Here is a 17,844-nt window from a genome sequence, read left to right as displayed (position 1 = left end):
CCATTTCAGTCCACTGCGAAACGTTCCTGTCTATGTCCCGTTTGATAGGAAGAACGACATCGGCCCAACGCAGGAGCGCATCATGGCGAAATACGCAGTCGGAGATCATGTCAGCTGGAATTCCGAGGCAGGAAGAGTCAGCGGGACAATCTCCAAGATTCACGATTCGGATTTCGACTATAAGGGCCATACGCGGCGTGCCTCGAAGGACGAACCTCAATACGAGAGCGAAAGCGACAAGAACGATCATGTGGCAGCCCACAAGGAAGGTGCGCTGACAAAGCTGAAAAGCTGATGCCAACCGTTTTCACGATCGGCCATTCCAATCGGGATGCGGACACTGTCATTGCCATGCTGAGAGCAGCTGATGTGGACATGCTGGCCGATGTCCGGGCTTTCCCCCGCTCCCGCGCCAATCCCGCATTCAACATCGATTCCTTCCCCGATCTGCTCGATGAGCACGACATCGCCTACGGACACTTCGATAAACTCGGCGGCAGAAGGAAACGACAAGATGATGTGGATCCGGCGCTGAACGGATACTGGCGCGTCCAGAGCTTCCATAACTACGCCGACTATGCGTTGAGCGGCGACTTCCAGTCGGCGATCGAGGACCTCGTTAACCTAGCGGATGATTGTCGAGTGGCGTTGATGTGTTCCGAGGCGGTCTGGTGGCGATGCCATAGGCGTATCATCGCCGATCATCTCATGGCTCGCGGTCATGAAGTTATCCATTTGATGGCTCCCGATCGTCAGGAACGGGCAAAGTTGACGGATCGAGCCGTTGTCAGCGGATCAACCGGGGTCGTCTATCCAAGCTCGGAATGCCGTGAGGAGCCGAACGAGCATATCCCATTATGCCGATACGCAAGGCTCGCGACCCGCGAGAACGAACTTCGTGCCCGTCACGCGGATCAGTCTACCCGCTCGAGCAGCTCTTCCGACGAGATGACCTGGTAAAGATCTCTGTCGATCTGCCGGACAGGCTCATCATCGGAAGTTCGCCAACCGATGGCGCCTACACTGCGACGCTCGCCGCGCTGAGATTCGGAAATGGCGATGTGGCGATACTGGATGACTTCGACCGGTCTGTTCGCATTACCGCGGCAGGACATACTGGCCACTGTTTCTTCGATTACATTGGCTTCGGCGGGCATTGAAGCAGGCGGAAGCTGACTTGCCGGCTTGCTTCGCTCGATCATCACTGAATCTGCGCATCCGGAAGCGAGCCGATATCTTCCATCGTCATCTCCGACGAAAGATCGGTGTCATTGCCACGGGTCGTCACGGTCAGACCGTCAATCGGTATCGTGACGTATCGATCCGGATCGCTGTCCTCGACTTCTATGAGAAGTTCGGTCGCATTGCCGTCGGCATCTTTTGTCACGGCTTCCACATCACCCAATTCGGTTCCGTCGGCGGCCAGGATTTCAGCATCGAGCAACTGGCGTTCGGTCAGACCGAGTGCCACCGGGGTGTCGCCGGACTCCTGCGCGCTCTGCTCGGCCTGTTCTTCGATACGGTCTTCGACCTGCTCTTCCTGATCATTGCAGGCGGAGAGGAGCAGAGCGGATCCGAAAAGGAACGGGGCGAACTTGTTCATGTTGATCTCCGTTTTTATCTAGCCGTCACGCTAACGGATGCGGCTGCTCCTGTGTTCCGTTAAGGGCTCCCGATGAGCGCCAGCATCGAGGCTTCGTCTGGCCGTGCGGCGACACGAATATCCATTCCTTGTTTCCCCTCGAAAGGAGCCGCGGCTGCATCGGAGATGCAATAGATGATGCCTCCGAATGGCCGGGATGTCCGTTCCAGGCAGCGGTTCACCACATTACCAGCGCGCGGCGAGTGGATCAGAATTCCGTTTATCTCGTGCGGTGCTGGAAGGGATGCCAATAGCTTCGCGACAGCGACATCGCGGGTCTCATACACCGGTTTTCTCGTGGCGAGATAACCCTTGCGGCGAAGGTTGCCGGTCAGGTCTCCAGCCGGCCGGTGGGCGGAGAAGTGCAGAAGCCGGTTCCCTCGCGGGAGGGACTGAACGATCAGGCGCTCCAGATCGAGAACGTCCCCAGCCGCCGAGACGACATGGGTATATCCAGCGTGGGCGGCACTCTCCGCTGTCCTGTCGCCCACTGCGAACGCTGGAATATCGAGAAGTGCCGGGCAGATAGAATGATGGCGCACGCCATTTACGGACGTGAACACGATCGCATCGGGCTGCTCGTCCAAAGCTTTCTCAGGGAGACCTTCCACTCGCAGAACTGGCACAGCCAGCGCATCGAACCCTAACCGCCGCAAGGCGCCCGCAGTCTTTTCGTTATCCGGCGACGTGCGTGTGACCCAGATCGTCGGCCCGAATGCGGGATCCTTCGCGTGTGTCGGGAAACGGTCACTCACTTTCATTTCGTCGTTCGATATTGTCTGTCTTCGAAGAAACGACAGCCCCCGCCAGAGGCTTGCTACCCCGGCCAGCGAGAAGAACGCCGCCAACTATCAGCGCCATTCCGATCGCATGGAAGCCTCGCAGATGTTCGCCCAGGAAGACGATCGCAAGACCCGCCCCCATGATCGGCATGATGTTCATATACATCCCGGTTCCTGCAGACCCGATGAGTTCTACGCCCCTGTTGAAGAAGAGGTAGGCAAGGACGGACGGAAAAATCGAAACATATCCGATCGCCAGCAGGCTTTCCTCCTGCAAAACCACGTATCGTTCCGAATTGAGCTCCATCCCATAGAACGGCGAGATTCCGATTATGCCGACGATTAAGGTCACTGCAAACAGGCTGAGGGGATGGATCGCAGGGCGGCGCCTGAGCATTACCGCATAGACCGCCCACAGACACACGGCGAGCCCGATGATGAGGTCGCCTTCGTTGATATTCAGAGTGCCGAGAATACCAAGGTTCCCGCGAGCGATGATCCAGAGCACACCAGCCAGCGCAATGGCGGCACCTACGATCTGGCACACCGTCGTGCTGTCACCCATGAAAATCGCGCCGAGAAACAGAATGAGGGCAGGTTGGCCCGACTGCAGCAACATGGCGTTGAGCGCTGTGGTCTGTTGCAATCCGCTGTAGAGCAGGGTGTTGAAGGCCCCGATGCCAAGTGCGCCAAGCACCAGCAGCATCCTCCAGTTCCCTCTGATGACGGGTGCATCCCGACGCAAGTGACGCCATGCGAATGGCAGAATGATGGCCAGAGCAATCGTCCATCTCCAGAACGCCAAGGCGACGGGAGGGATCAGCTCGCGCGCCGCGCGCGCAACGATTGCGTTACCGGCCCAGAACAGGGCGGTGAACGTGAGGAGCACGTAAGCGCGCGACCACAAGCTTGCAAAGAAGCGGGACCCGTTTTGCATGATCGACCCGGACGAAACGCTGCCGGCGTAAGTTAGGCAGTGCGCTCCTCCATCAACCGCATCAGGCCGCGCGAAACGCAACCGGAGGGATCGTTGGCGATGGTCACGGGAACACCGCATTCCGCGGTGATCGCCTCAGCCAGGAATCTGGCGCAGATTCCACCGCCCGTGGCGACAACGCGCTCGCTCAACAGGTCGGCGGCAAGATCGGGAGATATTTCGCCGACCACAAGCCTGGCGGCATCTGCAAAACGACCGAAGTGTCGCTGCAGCACGGGGTGAAACTCGGAAACCGGCAAGGTCAACGTTCCTGGAAGACCATTGTGCAGTGATCGACCTCTGATTTCCACTTCCGCGTCCTCGGCACCTTCTGCCGCGAGATGCTTCTTCAGCGTCTCGGCGGTGATTCTGCCTATGAGGAAGTGATGTCGGAGATGAAGATGTTCGGTAATCGCTTCGTCAAGGCCGAGACCGCCCAAACGCACGGAGCGCGAACGACATTGTCCGTCTATCGAGAAGACCGCAACCTCGGTCGTTCCGGCGCCGCATTCAACGATCATGGACGCGCGCGCTTCGCGGACGGGCAGGTCTGCCCCGATAGCCGCTGCAAAAGGCTCGCGCACCAGTTCGATCCGTCCGAAGCCGGCATCGTCCGCAGCAGCGAGCAATGCATTCGCTTCCGCCTTCGTGGCGTCCGCTGGAATACCGATCATGGCTGGGGGGCGTCCTCTACGCTTCCTGCCAACCACCGACGAGAGGCCATGAGCAAGCAGTGCGGCAGCGGCGTCAATATCCTGCAGCACACCGCGAGCAAGAGGACGGCGGACCACATGGGTTCCAGGAACCCGATCAACCATCGCCAGGACGTTCCGGCCCGCTGCAATCAGTTTCATCTGACCAGCCGTCTTCTCGTAATAGCACAGGGATGGTTCGTCGAAGACCACGCCTTCGCCTCGCACCATGATACGCATGTTGGCAGTGCCGAGATCGATGGCGAGATCTGGGCCACGCCTGAATCCGAAAGAAGGAAAGTTCATCATTCCGTTCAGATAGGCGCTCCGAACCCGAAAGTCTCGGAATAGTCGATAAGGCGATTGGTCTTATGCCATTTGACTAAACCGAAGATCGCGCCCACATGTGGCTCATGGTCTTTTCGCAACACATCGACCGACATTTCGCGCACGCAGGTCAGCTGCCCGCACGGGCGCACGCCTCGTCTCGACGGCCGTGATCCGGTCCGGGACGAGGCTCCCGGACGATCTACAGCCCAGCCGCGATCCTCTTGCGGCTCTCTAGCGAGTTACGAAAAATGACCACTTCCCAAAACGGTGAAAAGCCGATCATTCATGTTATCGATACCGAAGCGGACGCGCTCTACGAACTGGCGATGTCCATCGAGGAGCGCAGTCCGGATGTAGCTGGAAAACTGTGCGAGGAACTGGATCGCGCCAATGTCGTGGCAGCCGAAGACCTGCCTCATGACGTTGTGACCATGCAATCCGAGGTCGAATTCGTCGACGAGCGATCGGGTGACCGGCGCAAGGTTCAACTGGTATGGCCGCGCGATGCGAACCTGGACCAGAACCGTCTCTCCGTGCTGACCCTCGTGGGCGCCGGTCTCATTGGAATGCAAGCCGGTTCTGCGATTAACTGGCCCGATCGTTCTGGCAAGGAACGCTGCCTGCGGATCGTCGAAGTGCGACAGCCGGAAAGGACGGACCGGGCAGCCTAGCTTATTGCAGCTCGGCCATTGCACGCTCTTGAGGCCATCCGAGAAACAATGCCGAGATTTTTGAACCTGTAGTTCGGACGATAGGTGGGCTCGCAAAGCTAAATGAGTAAAGCAAATCAGTGTCCGCCGAAGCGTAGCCTTATGCCGCCGTTCAGGATAAATCCTTCGAGAGGTGCCCAGGCATCGACGGTCCACTGCCCGCTTGCGGCGCGTTGGGACAACAGCAGCGGATCGTATTTCGTCTGACGCACATCTAGAAGGTTCTCCGCGTTGACGAACAGGCTTACACTCCCGAGGGTGATCTCTCCAAGAATTCCGAGATGCAAATAGGGCCGCGATCGGGTTCGGTAGGGGTTGTCGTCGAGAGCCTGGGTGCCGGTGTAGTAGGCTTCCACCCCGATACGCCCCTTACCGTGCTCCTCCCACATGCCGACCAGGCCCGCGGTGTGCTTAGGCGTGAGTGGGACCTCGCGCCTTCCGATGCCGGACGGATCGGGTTCGCTTGAATCGACGAAGACGTAGCTTCCGGTCACGGTAAAACCATTCTGCTTGAAGCGGAGCAGCAGCTCGCTCCCGCGCACCCGCGTCATCCCTTCGATATTTACGAGTGCGACCCTGTCGGGCGCGATTTCCGTCAGCCGCGTGGCGTTCTCGATATTCGCGCCGAACAGGGTGACATTGGCTTCCCACGCGCCGCCGGAATATCCCACATCGAACGAAGCGGTGCGCGCGGTTTCGGCTTCCAGATTGCCCAACGGCTCCAGCCGCGAAAGTCCCGCCGCCTCGATCTCGTCCACGAACGGCGTGGGAGCGAAGAAGCCGCCGCCGAAGGAGGCGCGAATGGTCCAGTTGCCGGGGCGATAGAGCGCGGTCAGGCGGGGACTGAATTGCGTGCCGAACTCGCTATGGAAATCGACCCGCGCGCTCGCGGCCAGGGTCAGGTCGAGCGAAGCTTCCTGCTCGATCTGGGCGAAGATGCCGGGCACATCGTAGGTATAGTCGAATGCCGGGAAGGTGTCCGAACGGAAGCTGTCCTGGTGGAAAGCAATCCCGCCGACCCATGCAGTGGCGCCGCTGCTGCTCGCGATCGAAGCCTCGCCGAACAGGCTGGTGTGCCGGTCATCCTCGATCACATCTTCGTAGCGGTGTAGATGGTCCTGCCGCATCGCGGAGGCGCGCAGGTTGAGCTCGGCGGCGTCTGAAACCGGCGTCTGGGCGACAAGGCCCGCATCGAGCCGCTGCGTTTCCTGTCCCTGCACGTAGGAGGTTCCGTCCGGAACGGTTCGCCCTGGCATGGTGCCGCCGACCCGGTCCTCGGTCATCGCGCCGAGCGTGAGGTAGATCGACGATCCGTCGTCCCCGTCCCACTGGAAACGCGGACGGGCGGTCAGACGCTCGTAGGACGCCATGTCGAGCCAGCCGTCGTCATCGAGATCCTGCCCGGTCTGCCGGTGTGCTCCCGCGGTAAGCGAGAGACCAGCGTTCGAGGTGATAGGACAGGCGACATATGCGGTCAGGTCTTGCCCGTTGCGGGTGGTCGCGTTGGCGAGCATTTCAGCTTCGAATTCGTCGCCGGGGCGTTTGGATATGAGATTGATCACGCCGCCCAATGCCGACGCGCCGTAGAGCGCCGAGGCCGATCCCTTGATGACTTCGACCTGCGCAAGATCGGTCGGCGGGATTTGCAATAGCCCAAGAGATGCGGCCTGCCCGCCGTAAAGCGGAAGGTTGTCGGCCAGCAGCTGCGTGTAGCGGCCTTCCAGTCCCTGTATACGGATGTTCGCAGCACCTAGGGCCGGCGAGGTGACCTGCACGCGCACGCCGCCGGTTTCGTTGACCAGCATGGCGATGTTGCCGGGGCGCATAATTGCCTTTTCCTCTATTTCCTCGCCCGCGATCACCTCGACGCGGATCGGCTCGTCCTGCAGGCGCCGCCCGAGCCTGGTGCCCTGGACAATGATGGCGTTCTTGCCCTCCTCGTCATCTTCGCGGGCCTCTTCCTCTGGGGCGGTTGCCTGCTGATCCGCATTCTGGGCGAACGCAGGGGTAGTCAAAGCGAGCGACGAGGTCGCGCCAAGAAGCAGGCTCGCATACAAACGATTTTTCACAGTCAATCGGTCTTTCTGAGATAGGAGGTCGAATAAGGTCGCCGCTCAATCCGCGTGCGGATCGAGAATGGCATGAAGGTCGGGCGGCAGTTCCATCGGTGCAAAAGCACTGACATTTGACCGGCCGGTATTTCCCAGCGGAAGCCGACCAGTGAGGTTGCCGAGCGGTGCGAGGGCAAACCGGATCAGTTGGCCGATCACCTCTCGACGGTCGCGATTGCGCAACGCCAGGTGAAGCATCTCGCGATGCGACTGAAGATGCGGCCAGAACCGCGTCTGGGCGAGGATGTGCCCGCGTTCCAGATGGTGCCATGCCATGGCGATCCGTCCCGCACGTTCTGCCTCGTCGGCTGCGTGATATTCCTCTGCGAGAAGGACCGCGAGGCGGTGCGGACTCACGTCAGCCATGGGCCAGCTCCCGGCGTGCCTCTCCGAAGACTTCGACGCTGCCCCAGATCGCCAGCCCCGCCATGATCGCTGCCACCAGCAGATCGGGCCATGCCTGGCCAGTGCCGAACACCCCTAATGCTGCGCCCAGCACCGCGATGTTGCCGATCGCGTCGTTACGCGAGCAGATCCACACGGATCGCATGTTGGCATCACCCTCGCGGTAACGGAAAAGCATCAGCGCGACGATCACATTGACCACCAGCGCCAGTGTGCCGATCACGCCCATGGTCTGGGGCTCCGGGTTCGATCCGGCGACGAGGCCGTAGACAGCGTAGCCGATCACCCACAGGCCGAAAACGAGCATGGTCGCGGCCTTCACGAGCGCTGCCTTGGCCCGCCAGGAAAGCGCGAGTCCTGCTACGCCAAGACTGATCGCGTAGTTGGCCGCATCGCCGAAGAAATCCAGCGCGTCGGCCTGAAGCGCGCGGGAGTCGGCGGCAAGACCCGCAACGATCTCGACCACAAACATGGCCGCATTCGCGATCAGCGCGATCCAGAGGATAAGGCGCCAGCGCGGATTATTGTGCGCATGGCCGTCGGGTTCGGGTGTCTGGCAGCACGACTTGCCCATGCCGCTCTCCTTGCAACGTTCGAGTCGCAGAGACATATGCACCTTGCAGCAACTACAAGGTCAAGCGATGCGTATAGGCGAACTGGCAAGGTCCACCGGCACCAAGGCGGAGACGATCCGCTATTACGAGCGCGAGGGCATCCTGCCAGCGGCCGACCGGACCGATAGCAATTATCGCGACTATTCTGACGAACATTTGGCGACGCTCACCTTCGTGCGTCGGGCGCGCGACCTCGGGTTTAGCATGGCGCAGGTTCGCGAATTGCTAGCCTTGTCCGATCACGACGACAAGCCCTGTCAAGATGTCGATCAGCTGGTTCAGCAGCAACTGGCCGAGATCGAGCGCAAGATTGCCGATCTCACGGCACTCCGCAACGAACTCGGACAGATGTTACGATCCTGCCAGGCGGACAAGATCGGCGAATGCCACATCATCGGGAGCCTGGGGCGCCATGCCGTAGCGTGAAGACCAAATGGACGTCCGCTTTGGCGCGTTTAAGGTGAGGAGTGGAACGGCCGAAATGAGGGCGCAAAGCAGACTTTGATTGACTTGGTCATGCAGAGCCGCAGATTAATCTCGAGTCCTAAAAAAGGCATCGAACCAATGCATTAGACGTTTTTTGAGGGCCTTTTGAGGGCTTTTCACTGAAGATCAAATTCCTAACTATCTGACAAGACGACGAAAAATATCTCGAATGTGATGCCTCTTCTGGGCACCATTTACATATCCCTCAACATCCCAGTTTGCTTGCAGAAGCCCAGAAAACAGGGCATCTGCGATCCATGGATGGTTCACGGCAATTCTGGCGATGCCCCCAAAGCCCTTCTCAAATGGGGGCATGGCAGGGGGCATTTGTTGTTCGATGCCCCATGACGTGACCCCCTAAACTTCCTCCAGTCTCGATTAGAGTCCGGCCCTGACAGAAAGACGGACGAGATGAAGAGAACGAGGTTTACAGAAGAGCAGATCATTGGCGTGCTGAAGGAAGCGGAGGCGGGAGCCAAGACCGCTGACCTTGCCCGTCGGCACGGTGTATCTGAAGCGACGATCTACAACTGGAAGTCGAAGTATGGCGGGATGGAAGTGTCCGATGCCCGGCGGCTGAAGGAGCTGGAGAGCGAGAACGCGAAGCTGAAGCGTTTGCTGGCCGATGCGATGCTGGACAAGGCGGCGTTGAAGGATCTTCTGGCAAAAAAGTTTTGACGCCCGCCGCGCAGCGGGAAGCTGTTGCTCATCTCCAGGCGTGCCATGGGATGAGCGAGCGGCGGGCGTGCCGTGTCATCGATGCTGATCGCAAGAGCGTGCGTTACCGTTCCACCCGGGACGATGACGTCGATCTGCGTGAGAAGCTGCGCGAGCTGGCCAACCAGCGTCGCCGGTTCGGCTATCGCCGTCTGCATATCCTGCTGCGCCGGGAGGGGATCATGATCAACCGCAAGAAGACCCAGAGGCTCTACCGTGAGGAAGGCTTGGCGGTCAGGCGACGACGTAGCCGCAGGCGTGCTGTTGGCACAAGGGCACCTGCTCCGGTTCTGGCGCTGCCGAACCAGCGCTGGAGCCTGGACTTTGTTCACGACCAGATGGCTTCGGGAAGACGGTTCCGGGTGCTCAACGTGGTCGATGACGTGACCCGGGAGTGCCTGGCAGCGGTGCCGGACACCTCGATCTCTGGTCGCCGTGTCGTTCGCGAGCTGACCGCACTGATCGAACAGCGCGGCAAGCCAGGCATGATCGTCAGCGACAATGGCACCGAGCTCACCAGCAACGCTGTGCTGGCATGGTGCGGCGAGGTCGGCGTGGAGTGGCATTACATCGCGCCCGGAAGGCCGATGCAGAATGGCTATGTCGAGAGCTTCAATGGCCGGATGCGGGACGAACTGCTCAACGAGACGCTGTTCTTGAGTATGGCCCATGCCCGTGTCGAGATCGCGGCCTGGGTCGAAGACTACAATCGGGAGCGACCACACTCGTCTCTCGGTTACGCAACACCGGCGGCGTTCGCCGCTGAACTGGATAAGCAATGGCCTGCTTCGCTACGCCCTACGGGCTCCGCTACGCAGCCCATTGCTTCAACCGCGCTGATGCGCAAAACAACCGCCCGGCTCTAATCCCAGCTGGGGGAAAGCTGGGGGTCACGTCACCCATTTGTCACAATGGCGATGCCCCCAAATGACGCTCACAGCCGCAGAGATTAAGGGCTTCAAGCCTGCTGCCAAGGCATACAAAAGAGCTGACGGGAAGGGGCTTTACGTTGAGATCGCCCCGAGTGGCTCGAAGCTATGGCGATGGAAGTATCGATTCGGAGGGAAAGAGAAGCGGCTGGCTCTAGGTGCATGGCCTGAAACCAGTTTGGCAAAGGCTCGCGAGCTTCGCGATCAGGCCCGGAGGCAATTGAACGAGGGTGAAGACCCCGCGCTTCGCCGCAAAAAAGCGAAAGCGACCGCTCAGTTCGAGGCGGCTAATACGTTCGCCGCGATTGGGGCGGAATACATTGAGAAAAAGATGGTCGGCGAAGGCCTTGCCAAGCGGACTATCGAAAAGGCGAGATGGCATCTGGACCTGCTTTCGCCCGCGATCGGCAAAATGCCAATTTCTGATGTCGATCCTCAGATGCTGCTTGCCGCATTGCGGAAGCTTGAAGCCAGAGGCACCTACGAGACCGCAAAAAAGTGTCGCGGTTTCGCGAGTAGGTTGTTTCGCTTCGCTATCTGGAAGGGGCGTGCCGAGCACGATCCCGCCGCCTCCCTCAAAGGTGCGCTAACCACCCCTAAGGCTAAGCACTACGCTGCTATTCTTGATCCCGGAAAGCTGGGTGAACTTCTAAGGGTCGTTGATGACTATGACGGGCATCCGATTACAAAAATCGCGCTCCAAATCACACCTCATGTGTTTGTGAGGCCGGGTGAGTTGCGTCACGCTGAGTGGGAAGAGTTTGATCTGGAGGCAGCTATTTGGCGTATCCCAGAGGGAAAGATGAAAGCGAGACGCGCCCACGCTGTGCCGCTTTCGCGCCAAGTGCTGTCGATTCTTGAGGAACTGCAACCGCATTCAGGCGGTGGTGGATACGTTTTCCCGTCGTTCTACACGCCCAAGCGGCCAATGAGCGAAAACACGGTCAACGGAGCGCTGAGACGAATGGGCTTCTCAAAAGGTGAAGCCACGGCTCACGGATTCCGTGCAACAGCGTCCACGCTACTAAATGAAAGCGGGAAGTGGAATCCCGATGCCATCGAACGTGCGCTGTCACATGGTCATAGCGACGCTGTCCGAGGTGCCTACAGTCGTGGGAATTATTGGGAAGAGCGTGTCCAGATGGCGCAATGGTGGAGTGACTACCTCGACCAACTGAGATCGGGCGGCGTAGTCATAAGGCTCGACACGGCACAGAATGACTAAGCATCGCATCGCTTATGAGAATGCGGTAGCGAACCGTGAAGATTTGGAACGCATCTATAGTGCAAGTGTCTCTTCAGGCAGCCTCCCCGCGTCGGAGAAGGACGCGGTTATATTCGCGCAGAAGTTTGCTCAGCTTCACGGTGAAGGCGCTCCTAAGTCCGGCTGGGAGGCATTGGCGAAAGAGCTGCGCTTGGTCCAGCTTGCTTGCGGTTCGATTGGAACGGGTGTGCTTCCAGCGTCTAAGGTAAGAGCCAAAGTCGCACGAGCGCAAAAGCGGCTGGCCGAAGCGCAGGCTCTGTTGAATGAGCTTGAATTTGAATTGGACTACGTCACTGCGATCCTCTCACTTCCGGACCACTATGCATTCAGGGCGCGTGAAAAAGATCTGGCCGATCTAGTTGCAGACCTCAGCTCGGTGGCCGAGTGGCTTGAAGCCAACAAACCGCCAGCAAAATGGACAGCGACTTCACGACGACAGCACCGAGTTCGCTTGGCCGTGCTCTTGAAGCCTTTGTTTGAGGAGCAATTCGGCGAACAAGCACGGCCTGTTGGGGGAAGTGCTGCAGTCGCCGATGCCGACAGCAACGATTGGACGCGGTTCTTTCAAATGGCCGCCAGCATCTTTTTCGGCGAAAACGCAACGCCAGACCGGCAGGCCTTGCTCTGGGAAGTCAATTGTCATCGGCAATGGCATTCATCGTCATCGCGCTGCTTCGAGCGGCAACGATTGGAACCAGATGATGCAAAATCTGGCATCAAAATATGGGGTGGATGCTCGAACTTTTGTGCGCAGGTTGCGAGGAGCTACACCCAGCATCTCTTGCAAGCGATGCAGTAAGAGAGTGACAAGCTGGCTGACCTTGGTCGAAAGATGGTGGCGATTAGGATAGATTGTCGATATCGACTCATTCTCCGCGCTATTATCGACCAGGACAGATTGAGGGCATCCGGCCGCGAAGTTAACACGGATATCGAAGGCCGGGATCTGACATACGCCTATCCCCGCGATGCAGGCCACTGGGCTGGCTTAGCGCCTCTCCACGATCAGCCATGTGGGCCTATAAACAGGGCGTGCTGGCAATGATCAAATCTGGGGACCAGTTGGTATCAACGCCTTTTCTCCTCAGCTCTATTCCGGGGAAGTCAACCCACGGTCGGCCCGGGCACCTGCTTGGTACTCATAATGTTTTTTATGATAACCTGATCAATCCAGATACCGCCGAGTTCCTGCCACCCAACCCGCTCAAACGCTTGTTTGCAGACAGCCGTGCGCTTGAAGAAGGTCAGGTCATTATCTATTGTGGCGGTGGTGTGTCAGTCACCCTGGCGAGCCTTGCGTTTGAGCTTTGCGGCCAGCACCAGATCGCCGTTTACGACGGTTCCATGTCGGAATGGGTCCGTGACGAAACGCTGTCAATCAAGCTTGGCGCCCAACCATAAATGAAAGCTACTGGTCAGACCTTCGAACAAATCAAGTCCAGAAAGACATAGTTGGCGAAACGCTACCTGCTCCGGCGAATGAAGCAATATTAATCGCAGAGCCGGACTGGTTCGCCACCATGAAGGACAGTAGTGCCCTGTTGCAAAGAAGCAGACCGCGCAGGTTAACCTCAATCAGCCGGCCTAGTCATCCACCACCTTATTGGTAGATCCGGTACTTGCCGGTGATGATACGGGCTTTATTCACCACGTCGCAGCGACTCCCGGCTGCTTTGATGGCGACGGCCAAGTTGGCGATGTTTATTCGTGCGCTGCATCAACCTGATGCCTAATCGCGCTGTCGCAACCTGATTGATGGTTTTAGCGGTCTGCTCAGCCCCGGCCAGGTCAATATCGGTTCAGAACGCTTTAGCTCCATTCACGGCCAAACGCCTTGGCAAACATCCGACCCAGCCCACTACCCGCGGCGGCAACCACGGCGGTTCGACCATCAAGATTTGCCAGGTCGGTTAAACGGATTGCTCATACTGCCACCTTAAAGCCGGTCGACAAAATCCCTAACCACGTCAATAAACGCCTGCGGCTGTTCCAGAAAAAGCTGGTGACCCGCTGCATCGATACAGTGGCCTTCGCCCTGTGGCATGACCTGCGCCAGACGCCGAGATTTTTCGTCAGTTACAAGAAAACTATCGCTGCCCCATATGACCGCCGCAGGCACTGCTACCGCTTTCATCTGTTCAAACCCGGGGGTGCCGGGGTAATAACCGGGCTCAGCCCCCCCCATGCCGTGGCGAGGATCGTGCTTGGGCATCAACTTACCATCGAGTCGTTGCAGCAGTTCATGGCGGGCGGCATAGGTTAGTTCTGAAAGCTTTCGATCACCGTATTTTGAGGCACGCTCCGCGTAGTGTTCGACGCTATCGAACAGCCGCACCACATCAATCGGTAAACCTGGGTAATTAGGCTCTGGGGTGAAATCCACTATCGCGATGGCTCGGGTTAGTTCCGGATGGGCCAACGCTAGTCGCTCCACCAGCGCACCGCCCAATGAGTGACCAATGATAATACTCGGTGGCAGATCCATCTCTCGCATAATTGCCGCCAAGTCTTCCATCATTTCATGATGATCATAATCACCATCACGCGCCCATTCACTGTCGCCATGGCTACGAATATCCGGCGTGACGACCCGATAACGGCGGGCAAGCTGCAATGCAACTAGGTCCCAAGTGTGCGCAGTAACCGCCCCCCCGTGGACCATGAACAGAGTGGGCTTGCCGGGACAATCGGTCGCACCCTGCCAGTCAAGCACGTTAAAACGCAGGCCGCGCACGACCAAATTACGCGACACGCAGGTTGGCGGGTTATTCACCTCTAAACCAAATTCTGCAGAGACGGCCAGCAACTCTACAAACTCCGGGGTGTTATTAAGCAGAACCAGTTCATCGTTATCCGGGACAACATTAAGGTAGCTCACGCGATTGCTCCGGTAATGGTTTCGAGGCTGTTCACATAACTATCGATTACAGTCGCCAGCCCGACCGTGTTCTCGATATAGACCATGTGTTCACAATTCGGCACAGTGGTGAGTTCGCCTCGCGGAAGTGTCTCAGCAAACTCCACTGCATCATCGGCGGCCAGAAACCAGCTATTGCCGCCACGCACGACAAGACAACGCCCCTGATAGGCAGCCATCTGTTCAAGGGTGGGCAGGCCAGGCATGGTCTTTTCATCCGGCCCGCCCATTGGGTGACGAGGGTCGTATTTGAGTTGATATTGGCCATCCATCCGCTGCATAAATTCATGCCGAGCATTGCGACGCATATGTTCTTCACTGCGCTTTAATCGTGGTGCATTACGCTGCACATACTCCTCCAACTCATTGTATAAACGACTTGGCTCGGTCACCTCTTTACGGGCTTTCCAGCCGTTATAGGCCGTCTTAGGCCCTACATCGACCAGCACCGCACTGCCCAATAGCTCGGGGGATTTCAGCATGACCCGCATCAACAGCATCCCGCCTACGGAATGGCCCACAACGATGGGTTTATCCAGTTCCATCGCGGTGAGCAGCTTCGCCAGGTCATTGGCCATGAGGTTGTGGTCAGCGTCGCCGTCGCGGGGCCATTCACTATCGCCGTGGCCGCGCATGTCCACCGCTATTAACCGGTATCTATCTGCCAGCATGGCGCAAAATGGTCCCCAGGTACGGCAAGTGACCGCGCCACCGTGCAGCAATACCAGTGTCGGGTTGGAAGGCTCACCCCAGTCGAGCACGTGCAGCCGCAAGCCGTTGATGAGCAGGTTCCGCGACTGACACCTTATCGACGGAGAAACCTCACCGCCCAGATCGCGGGCCGTTTGGATAGCATCTTCAACGAAGTGGTCGTGAGTAATATCTAGCGGCTCAAGTCCCTGAGCAAATTGGGCGATATACAAGCGCGCATCCTCTTTTTCAGTTTCTTACTAATTATTCGGTTTTTCATCAGCTATTGAATGGCGGCGCCAAGGTCCAGTAAAGTATGTGTTCCAGGTTCGCGTAAAGTGAAGCGTTTTAAGTTCGACGTCCACGGGATACTGCCCGTTATCACCGAGTCCGGATGATAGTTGCCTGCAAGAATGAATACCGGGGTGCTTGACTTGTTGAGGTGCAATGGCTCTCACGAATGGAACTCTGAGCCGGCGCTGTCGGTCTAACCGCAGTTAGGCTCAGGATTCATTAATTGATCCAGAATGCGCAAATGGCTGCGATGTGATGGCGGCCATGAAGATGTCGGCCCTACGATCATAGCGCGTGTGGATGCGCCTCCAGTCTTTGAGGCGAGCGAACAGGTTTTCGATCTTGTGGCGCTGAGGGTAGAGCTGTTTGTCGAAGTGAGCGGGCATCGTTCCTCCCTTTCGTGGCGGGATCCACGGGGGTAAAACCCTTTGGGTTTGGACACTGGCAGCGCCATCAGCGGTTCTGCGGCGGTGTAATCGGAAGCTTCTTGGCCGGTCAGGATGAAGCCGACAGGCAGTTCTTGTTTGTCACATGGGACGTGGATTTTGCTCGTAAAGCCGCCGCGACCAAGAGCGCTCGCACAATCCCCCTTTTCCCGCCCGACGCCAAGACGGCCAATTTTGCAGCGCATGCGGTTAAGAGCGACATTCCTTTGTCGGTTGATTTTCGGGCTCAATGGTGCGGCCCTTGCTACCAAATGGCTCTGGCGTTCGAGGCTGCTGCAGCTCAGCTTGAACCATACGTCCGCCTAGGTAAGCTAAATATGGAGGCCGTACAGGCGATTGCGGGTCGTTATCAAATACGCTCAATTCCTACCTTGGTGATTTTGCTAAAGGGCCAAGAGACCTCTCGCAAATCAGGCGCATTGCCAGTCAGCACGATTGTTGTGTGGGCGAAACAAGCAATCGGCGTTTAGTACCGAGAAGCGTCGGCTGATGCTACTAGGAAGGGTAAGTCATATGCGAATTTACCGGAGCCGACTACACAACCCGTGAATCAGTGGCTCGAAGCCGCATGGGCCTCCTCACCAGTTTCTTCAACGGTGACCTCATTGCGGATATTATAGAGGTGTTTAGGATAATTTTCTCGTAATGGGTGTTTTGCGGCTATGACAATCTGGTCAAAGGAGAAAGGTGACGTCATGACTGACGACAAGGAGAATGCGGCAGCCTCGATCGTGGGAGAAGATTGGGCAAGGGAAATGGGGTAAATACCTCACTAGCCCCCATAAGTTTGAAGGATTGATTGCACCTATCGGTGCAGTTCTTCTCGAAAAGGCAAACCACCAAACCCGGAGAGCGCGTACTTGACGTTGGCTGTGGCGGAGGCACTAGTACTATTGTGATTGCCGACACTGTTGCACCGGAGGGCAAGGTGGGAGGTATTGATATTTTACCTGACCTGACGATCGCATAGACGAATCTTGCCAAGGCAGCTTTGGTCAACAATAACCATTTTGCCCGCGCAGACTCGGCAACTGCCCAGTTACCCAATGCGCCGTTTGAGCGCACCTTCTCCCGCTTTGGCAGCCTGTTCTTTGCCAAGCCAGTTGAGGCATTCGTAAACCGGCGAAACCTAGGATCGGTCATTAAAAGTGAGTGATAATTGCATGCTGAATTCGCCTGCCACTAAAAAGAAGAGGAGGTCGCCAGTCCGGCGAGAAGACATCGTTGATGCAGCAGCCAAGCTTTTTTCGGAAGGCGGCTACGACGGAACCTCGGTCCGAACAATAGCTGGGGAAGTCGGGTTGAGCGTCGCCAGTATTTTTCATCACGTAGCGAGTAAAGAGGAATTGTTGGAGGCAGTTATCCAGCGAGGAATCGAGCTAGGGATGGCCGATATCGACGCTGCGCTTGAAGGAAAGACCACTCCCCTAGGTCGGCTGCGTGCGTTGGTGCATGCTCATATACACCTCGTGAATGGTGACAGGCGCCATATTCATCGCGTATGGACGGTTGAATGGCTGAAGCTGAGTGAAAGTGCGCGCGCTAGGCTGGAAATGCGTAGTGCGGAATATCGTGATATCATTCAGGATACGATGCGCTTGTTGTTCGACAACGAGTATATATTCGCGGAACCTGATCTGTCAGGTCACTTGCTTATGCCCGCGTTGAATTGGACCCGGACCTGGATACATAGTCCGCCAGACAAATGTGATAGAGAACTTGTCGACAGCATATGCGCAGCCTTTCTGAACTTACCTGTCGACGAATTTCGTAAGCGTCTGAATTCGGTTGAAGGATGCGCTAGTGACGTGACCCCCTGATTTTCCTCCAAGTTGGATT

Annotated in this window: 23 protein-coding genes; 11 read left to right on the top strand and 12 right to left on the bottom strand. The window is 57.6% G+C overall.

Features of this window, described 5'->3' with window-relative positions:
- Positions 1 to 82 precede the first annotated feature (82 nt).
- Together CP97_RS15720 and CP97_RS15715 are read left to right on the top strand one after the other, a co-directional pair.
- Positions 83 to 295, top strand: a complete 213-nt coding sequence (locus tag CP97_RS15720; RefSeq protein WP_082863647.1) for a hypervirulence associated TUDOR domain-containing protein — start codon at positions 83 to 85, stop codon at positions 293 to 295.
- The gene (locus CP97_RS15715) at positions 295 to 960 is read left to right on the top strand and encodes a DUF488 domain-containing protein (RefSeq protein ID WP_082863646.1); all 666 of its coding nucleotides are present in this window, start codon (positions 295 to 297) and stop codon (positions 958 to 960) included. The genes CP97_RS15720 and CP97_RS15715 overlap by 1 nt, the downstream gene beginning before the upstream one ends.
- Here the strand turns inward: CP97_RS15715 and CP97_RS00100 are convergent.
- The 5 genes from CP97_RS00100 to CP97_RS00080 are packed head-to-tail and all read right to left on the bottom strand — an operon-like array spanning position 915 to position 4,401.
- On the bottom strand, positions 915 to 1,202 hold the full coding sequence (locus tag CP97_RS00100) for a hypothetical protein (RefSeq protein ID WP_048884272.1): 288 nt from the start codon (positions 1,200 to 1,202) through the stop codon (positions 915 to 917). The genes CP97_RS15715 and CP97_RS00100 overlap by 46 nt on opposite strands.
- Positions 1,202 to 1,603, bottom strand: coding sequence for a hypothetical protein (locus CP97_RS00095; protein WP_048884271.1), 402 nt, complete (start codon positions 1,601 to 1,603; stop codon positions 1,202 to 1,204). The genes CP97_RS00100 and CP97_RS00095 overlap by 1 nt, the downstream gene beginning before the upstream one ends.
- 59 nt (positions 1,604 to 1,662) lie before the next feature.
- On the bottom strand, positions 1,663 to 2,397 hold the full coding sequence (locus CP97_RS00090) for a uroporphyrinogen-III synthase (RefSeq protein ID WP_161485409.1): 735 nt from the start codon (positions 2,395 to 2,397) through the stop codon (positions 1,663 to 1,665).
- Positions 2,390 to 3,361 (bottom strand): DMT family transporter, encoded by a 972-nt coding sequence (locus tag CP97_RS00085; RefSeq protein WP_048884269.1) that lies wholly within the window; start codon positions 3,359 to 3,361, stop codon positions 2,390 to 2,392. The genes CP97_RS00090 and CP97_RS00085 overlap by 8 nt, the downstream gene beginning before the upstream one ends.
- A gap of 32 nt (positions 3,362 to 3,393) precedes the next feature.
- Positions 3,394 to 4,401: a rod shape-determining protein gene (locus CP97_RS00080; protein WP_048884268.1), complete on the bottom strand. Its 1,008-nt coding sequence runs from the start codon at positions 4,399 to 4,401 to the stop codon at positions 3,394 to 3,396.
- Positions 4,402 to 4,670: 269 nt separating this feature from the next.
- Between CP97_RS00080 and rnk the strand changes: the two genes are divergently transcribed.
- Positions 4,671 to 5,093 carry a nucleoside diphosphate kinase regulator gene (gene rnk / locus CP97_RS00075; protein ID WP_048884267.1) on the top strand — a complete coding sequence of 141 codons (423 nt, stop codon included), beginning with the start codon at positions 4,671 to 4,673 and terminating at the stop codon, positions 5,091 to 5,093.
- 116 nt (positions 5,094 to 5,209) lie between these two features.
- Here the strand turns inward: rnk and CP97_RS00070 are convergent, their stop codons facing one another.
- Genes CP97_RS00070 through CP97_RS00060 form a run of 3 tightly spaced genes read right to left on the bottom strand, consistent with a single transcriptional unit; the run spans position 5,210 to position 8,222 of the window.
- Positions 5,210 to 7,201, bottom strand: coding sequence for a TonB-dependent receptor plug domain-containing protein (locus CP97_RS00070; protein ID WP_227819623.1), 1,992 nt, complete (start codon positions 7,199 to 7,201; stop codon positions 5,210 to 5,212).
- Positions 7,202 to 7,246: 45 nt separating this feature from the next.
- Positions 7,247 to 7,609, bottom strand: coding sequence for a DUF3703 domain-containing protein (locus CP97_RS00065; RefSeq protein ID WP_082863643.1), 363 nt, complete (start codon positions 7,607 to 7,609; stop codon positions 7,247 to 7,249).
- Positions 7,602 to 8,222, bottom strand: coding sequence for a cation efflux transmembrane domain-containing protein (locus CP97_RS00060; protein ID WP_048886558.1), 621 nt, complete (start codon positions 8,220 to 8,222; stop codon positions 7,602 to 7,604). The genes CP97_RS00065 and CP97_RS00060 overlap by 8 nt, the downstream gene beginning before the upstream one ends.
- Before the next feature lie 67 nt (positions 8,223 to 8,289).
- On the opposite strand from CP97_RS00060, the gene CP97_RS00055 reads away from it, so the two are divergent.
- The 5 genes from CP97_RS00055 (at position 8,290) to CP97_RS00030 (ending at position 13,059) form a co-directional block, all read left to right on the top strand.
- On the top strand, positions 8,290 to 8,688 hold the full coding sequence (locus CP97_RS00055) for a MerR family transcriptional regulator (protein ID WP_048884265.1): 399 nt from the start codon (positions 8,290 to 8,292) through the stop codon (positions 8,686 to 8,688).
- Between the two features lie 471 nt (positions 8,689 to 9,159).
- A protein-coding gene (locus CP97_RS00045; protein ID WP_149036384.1) for an IS3 family transposase occupies positions 9,160 to 10,331 on the top strand; the annotation gives its coding sequence in 2 pieces (ribosomal slippage) (positions 9,160 to 9,412 and positions 9,412 to 10,331; 1,173 coding nt in all).
- A gap of 61 nt (positions 10,332 to 10,392) precedes the next feature.
- On the top strand, positions 10,393 to 11,619 hold the full coding sequence (locus CP97_RS00040) for a tyrosine-type recombinase/integrase (protein WP_048884262.1): 1,227 nt from the start codon (positions 10,393 to 10,395) through the stop codon (positions 11,617 to 11,619).
- A complete protein-coding gene (locus CP97_RS00035) occupies positions 11,612 to 12,457 on the top strand; it encodes a hypothetical protein (RefSeq protein ID WP_048884261.1) in 846 nt (281 codons plus the stop codon). The genes CP97_RS00040 and CP97_RS00035 overlap by 8 nt, the downstream gene beginning before the upstream one ends.
- Before the next feature lie 212 nt (positions 12,458 to 12,669).
- The gene (locus CP97_RS00030) at positions 12,670 to 13,059 is read left to right on the top strand and encodes a rhodanese-like domain-containing protein (protein ID WP_048884260.1); all 390 of its coding nucleotides are present in this window, start codon (positions 12,670 to 12,672) and stop codon (positions 13,057 to 13,059) included.
- Positions 13,060 to 13,090: 31 nt separating this feature from the next.
- Here the strand turns inward: CP97_RS00030 and CP97_RS16710 are convergent, their stop codons facing one another.
- The 4 genes from CP97_RS16710 to CP97_RS16035 all read right to left on the bottom strand — a co-directional run bounded on the left by CP97_RS16710 (position 13,091) and on the right by CP97_RS16035 (position 15,945).
- Entirely contained in the window at positions 13,091 to 13,234 is a 144-nt protein-coding gene (locus CP97_RS16710) for an SDR family NAD(P)-dependent oxidoreductase (protein ID WP_227819726.1), read from the bottom strand.
- A gap of 360 nt (positions 13,235 to 13,594) precedes the next feature.
- On the bottom strand, positions 13,595 to 14,536 hold the full coding sequence (locus CP97_RS00025; protein WP_048884259.1) for an alpha/beta fold hydrolase: 942 nt from the start codon (positions 14,534 to 14,536) through the stop codon (positions 13,595 to 13,597).
- Positions 14,533 to 15,498 carry an alpha/beta fold hydrolase gene (locus CP97_RS00020; RefSeq protein ID WP_082863642.1) on the bottom strand — a complete coding sequence of 322 codons (966 nt, stop codon included), beginning with the start codon at positions 15,496 to 15,498 and terminating at the stop codon, positions 14,533 to 14,535. The genes CP97_RS00025 and CP97_RS00020 overlap by 4 nt, the downstream gene beginning before the upstream one ends.
- A gap of 270 nt (positions 15,499 to 15,768) precedes the next feature.
- A complete protein-coding gene (locus CP97_RS16035) occupies positions 15,769 to 15,945 on the bottom strand; it encodes a transposase (protein WP_149036383.1) in 177 nt (58 codons plus the stop codon).
- Between the two features lie 101 nt (positions 15,946 to 16,046).
- Here CP97_RS16035 and CP97_RS00010 point away from each other — a divergent pair, with 101 nt between their 5' ends.
- The 3 genes from CP97_RS00010 (at position 16,047) to CP97_RS00005 (ending at position 17,825) form a co-directional block, all read left to right on the top strand.
- Positions 16,047 to 16,475 carry a thioredoxin family protein gene (locus tag CP97_RS00010; protein WP_063612466.1) on the top strand — a complete coding sequence of 143 codons (429 nt, stop codon included), beginning with the start codon at positions 16,047 to 16,049 and terminating at the stop codon, positions 16,473 to 16,475.
- 341 nt (positions 16,476 to 16,816) lie between these two features.
- On the top strand, positions 16,817 to 16,975 hold the full coding sequence (locus CP97_RS16705; RefSeq protein WP_161485408.1) for a methyltransferase domain-containing protein: 159 nt from the start codon (positions 16,817 to 16,819) through the stop codon (positions 16,973 to 16,975).
- Positions 16,976 to 17,168: 193 nt separating this feature from the next.
- The gene (locus CP97_RS00005) at positions 17,169 to 17,825 is read left to right on the top strand and encodes a TetR/AcrR family transcriptional regulator (protein WP_048884256.1); all 657 of its coding nucleotides are present in this window, start codon (positions 17,169 to 17,171) and stop codon (positions 17,823 to 17,825) included.
- Positions 17,826 to 17,844 lie beyond the last annotated feature (19 nt).

It is taken from the genome of Aurantiacibacter atlanticus (assembly GCF_001077815.2).
Classification (GTDB): Bacteria; Pseudomonadota; Alphaproteobacteria; order Sphingomonadales; family Sphingomonadaceae; genus Alteraurantiacibacter; species Alteraurantiacibacter atlanticus.
This window is presented reverse-complemented; position numbering and strand designations above follow the sequence as displayed.

Coding starts and splice junctions, on each gene's coding strand:
- CP97_RS16035 (WP_149036383.1), bottom strand. CDS start 15,945: ATGCCCGCTCACTTCGACAAACAGCTCTACCCTCAGCGCCACAAGATC.
- CP97_RS00080 (WP_048884268.1), bottom strand. CDS start 4,401: ATGATGAACTTTCCTTCTTTCGGATTCAGGCGTGGCCCAGATCTCGCC.
- CP97_RS15715 (WP_082863646.1), top strand. CDS start 295: ATGCCAACCGTTTTCACGATCGGCCATTCCAATCGGGATGCGGACACT.
- rnk (WP_048884267.1), top strand. CDS start 4,671: ATGACCACTTCCCAAAACGGTGAAAAGCCGATCATTCATGTTATCGAT.
- CP97_RS00005 (WP_048884256.1), top strand. CDS start 17,169: ATGCTGAATTCGCCTGCCACTAAAAAGAAGAGGAGGTCGCCAGTCCGG.
- CP97_RS00030 (WP_048884260.1), top strand. CDS start 12,670: ATGTGGGCCTATAAACAGGGCGTGCTGGCAATGATCAAATCTGGGGAC.
- CP97_RS15720 (WP_082863647.1), top strand. CDS start 83: ATGGCGAAATACGCAGTCGGAGATCATGTCAGCTGGAATTCCGAGGCA.
- CP97_RS00095 (WP_048884271.1), bottom strand. CDS start 1,603: ATGAACAAGTTCGCCCCGTTCCTTTTCGGATCCGCTCTGCTCCTCTCC.
- CP97_RS00035 (WP_048884261.1), top strand. CDS start 11,612: ATGACTAAGCATCGCATCGCTTATGAGAATGCGGTAGCGAACCGTGAA.
- CP97_RS00055 (WP_048884265.1), top strand. CDS start 8,290: ATGCGTATAGGCGAACTGGCAAGGTCCACCGGCACCAAGGCGGAGACG.
- CP97_RS00040 (WP_048884262.1), top strand. CDS start 10,393: ATGACGCTCACAGCCGCAGAGATTAAGGGCTTCAAGCCTGCTGCCAAG.
- CP97_RS00085 (WP_048884269.1), bottom strand. CDS start 3,361: ATGCAAAACGGGTCCCGCTTCTTTGCAAGCTTGTGGTCGCGCGCTTAC.
- CP97_RS00060 (WP_048886558.1), bottom strand. CDS start 8,222: ATGGGCAAGTCGTGCTGCCAGACACCCGAACCCGACGGCCATGCGCAC.
- CP97_RS00065 (WP_082863643.1), bottom strand. CDS start 7,609: ATGGCTGACGTGAGTCCGCACCGCCTCGCGGTCCTTCTCGCAGAGGAA.
- CP97_RS00100 (WP_048884272.1), bottom strand. CDS start 1,202: ATGATCGAGCGAAGCAAGCCGGCAAGTCAGCTTCCGCCTGCTTCAATG.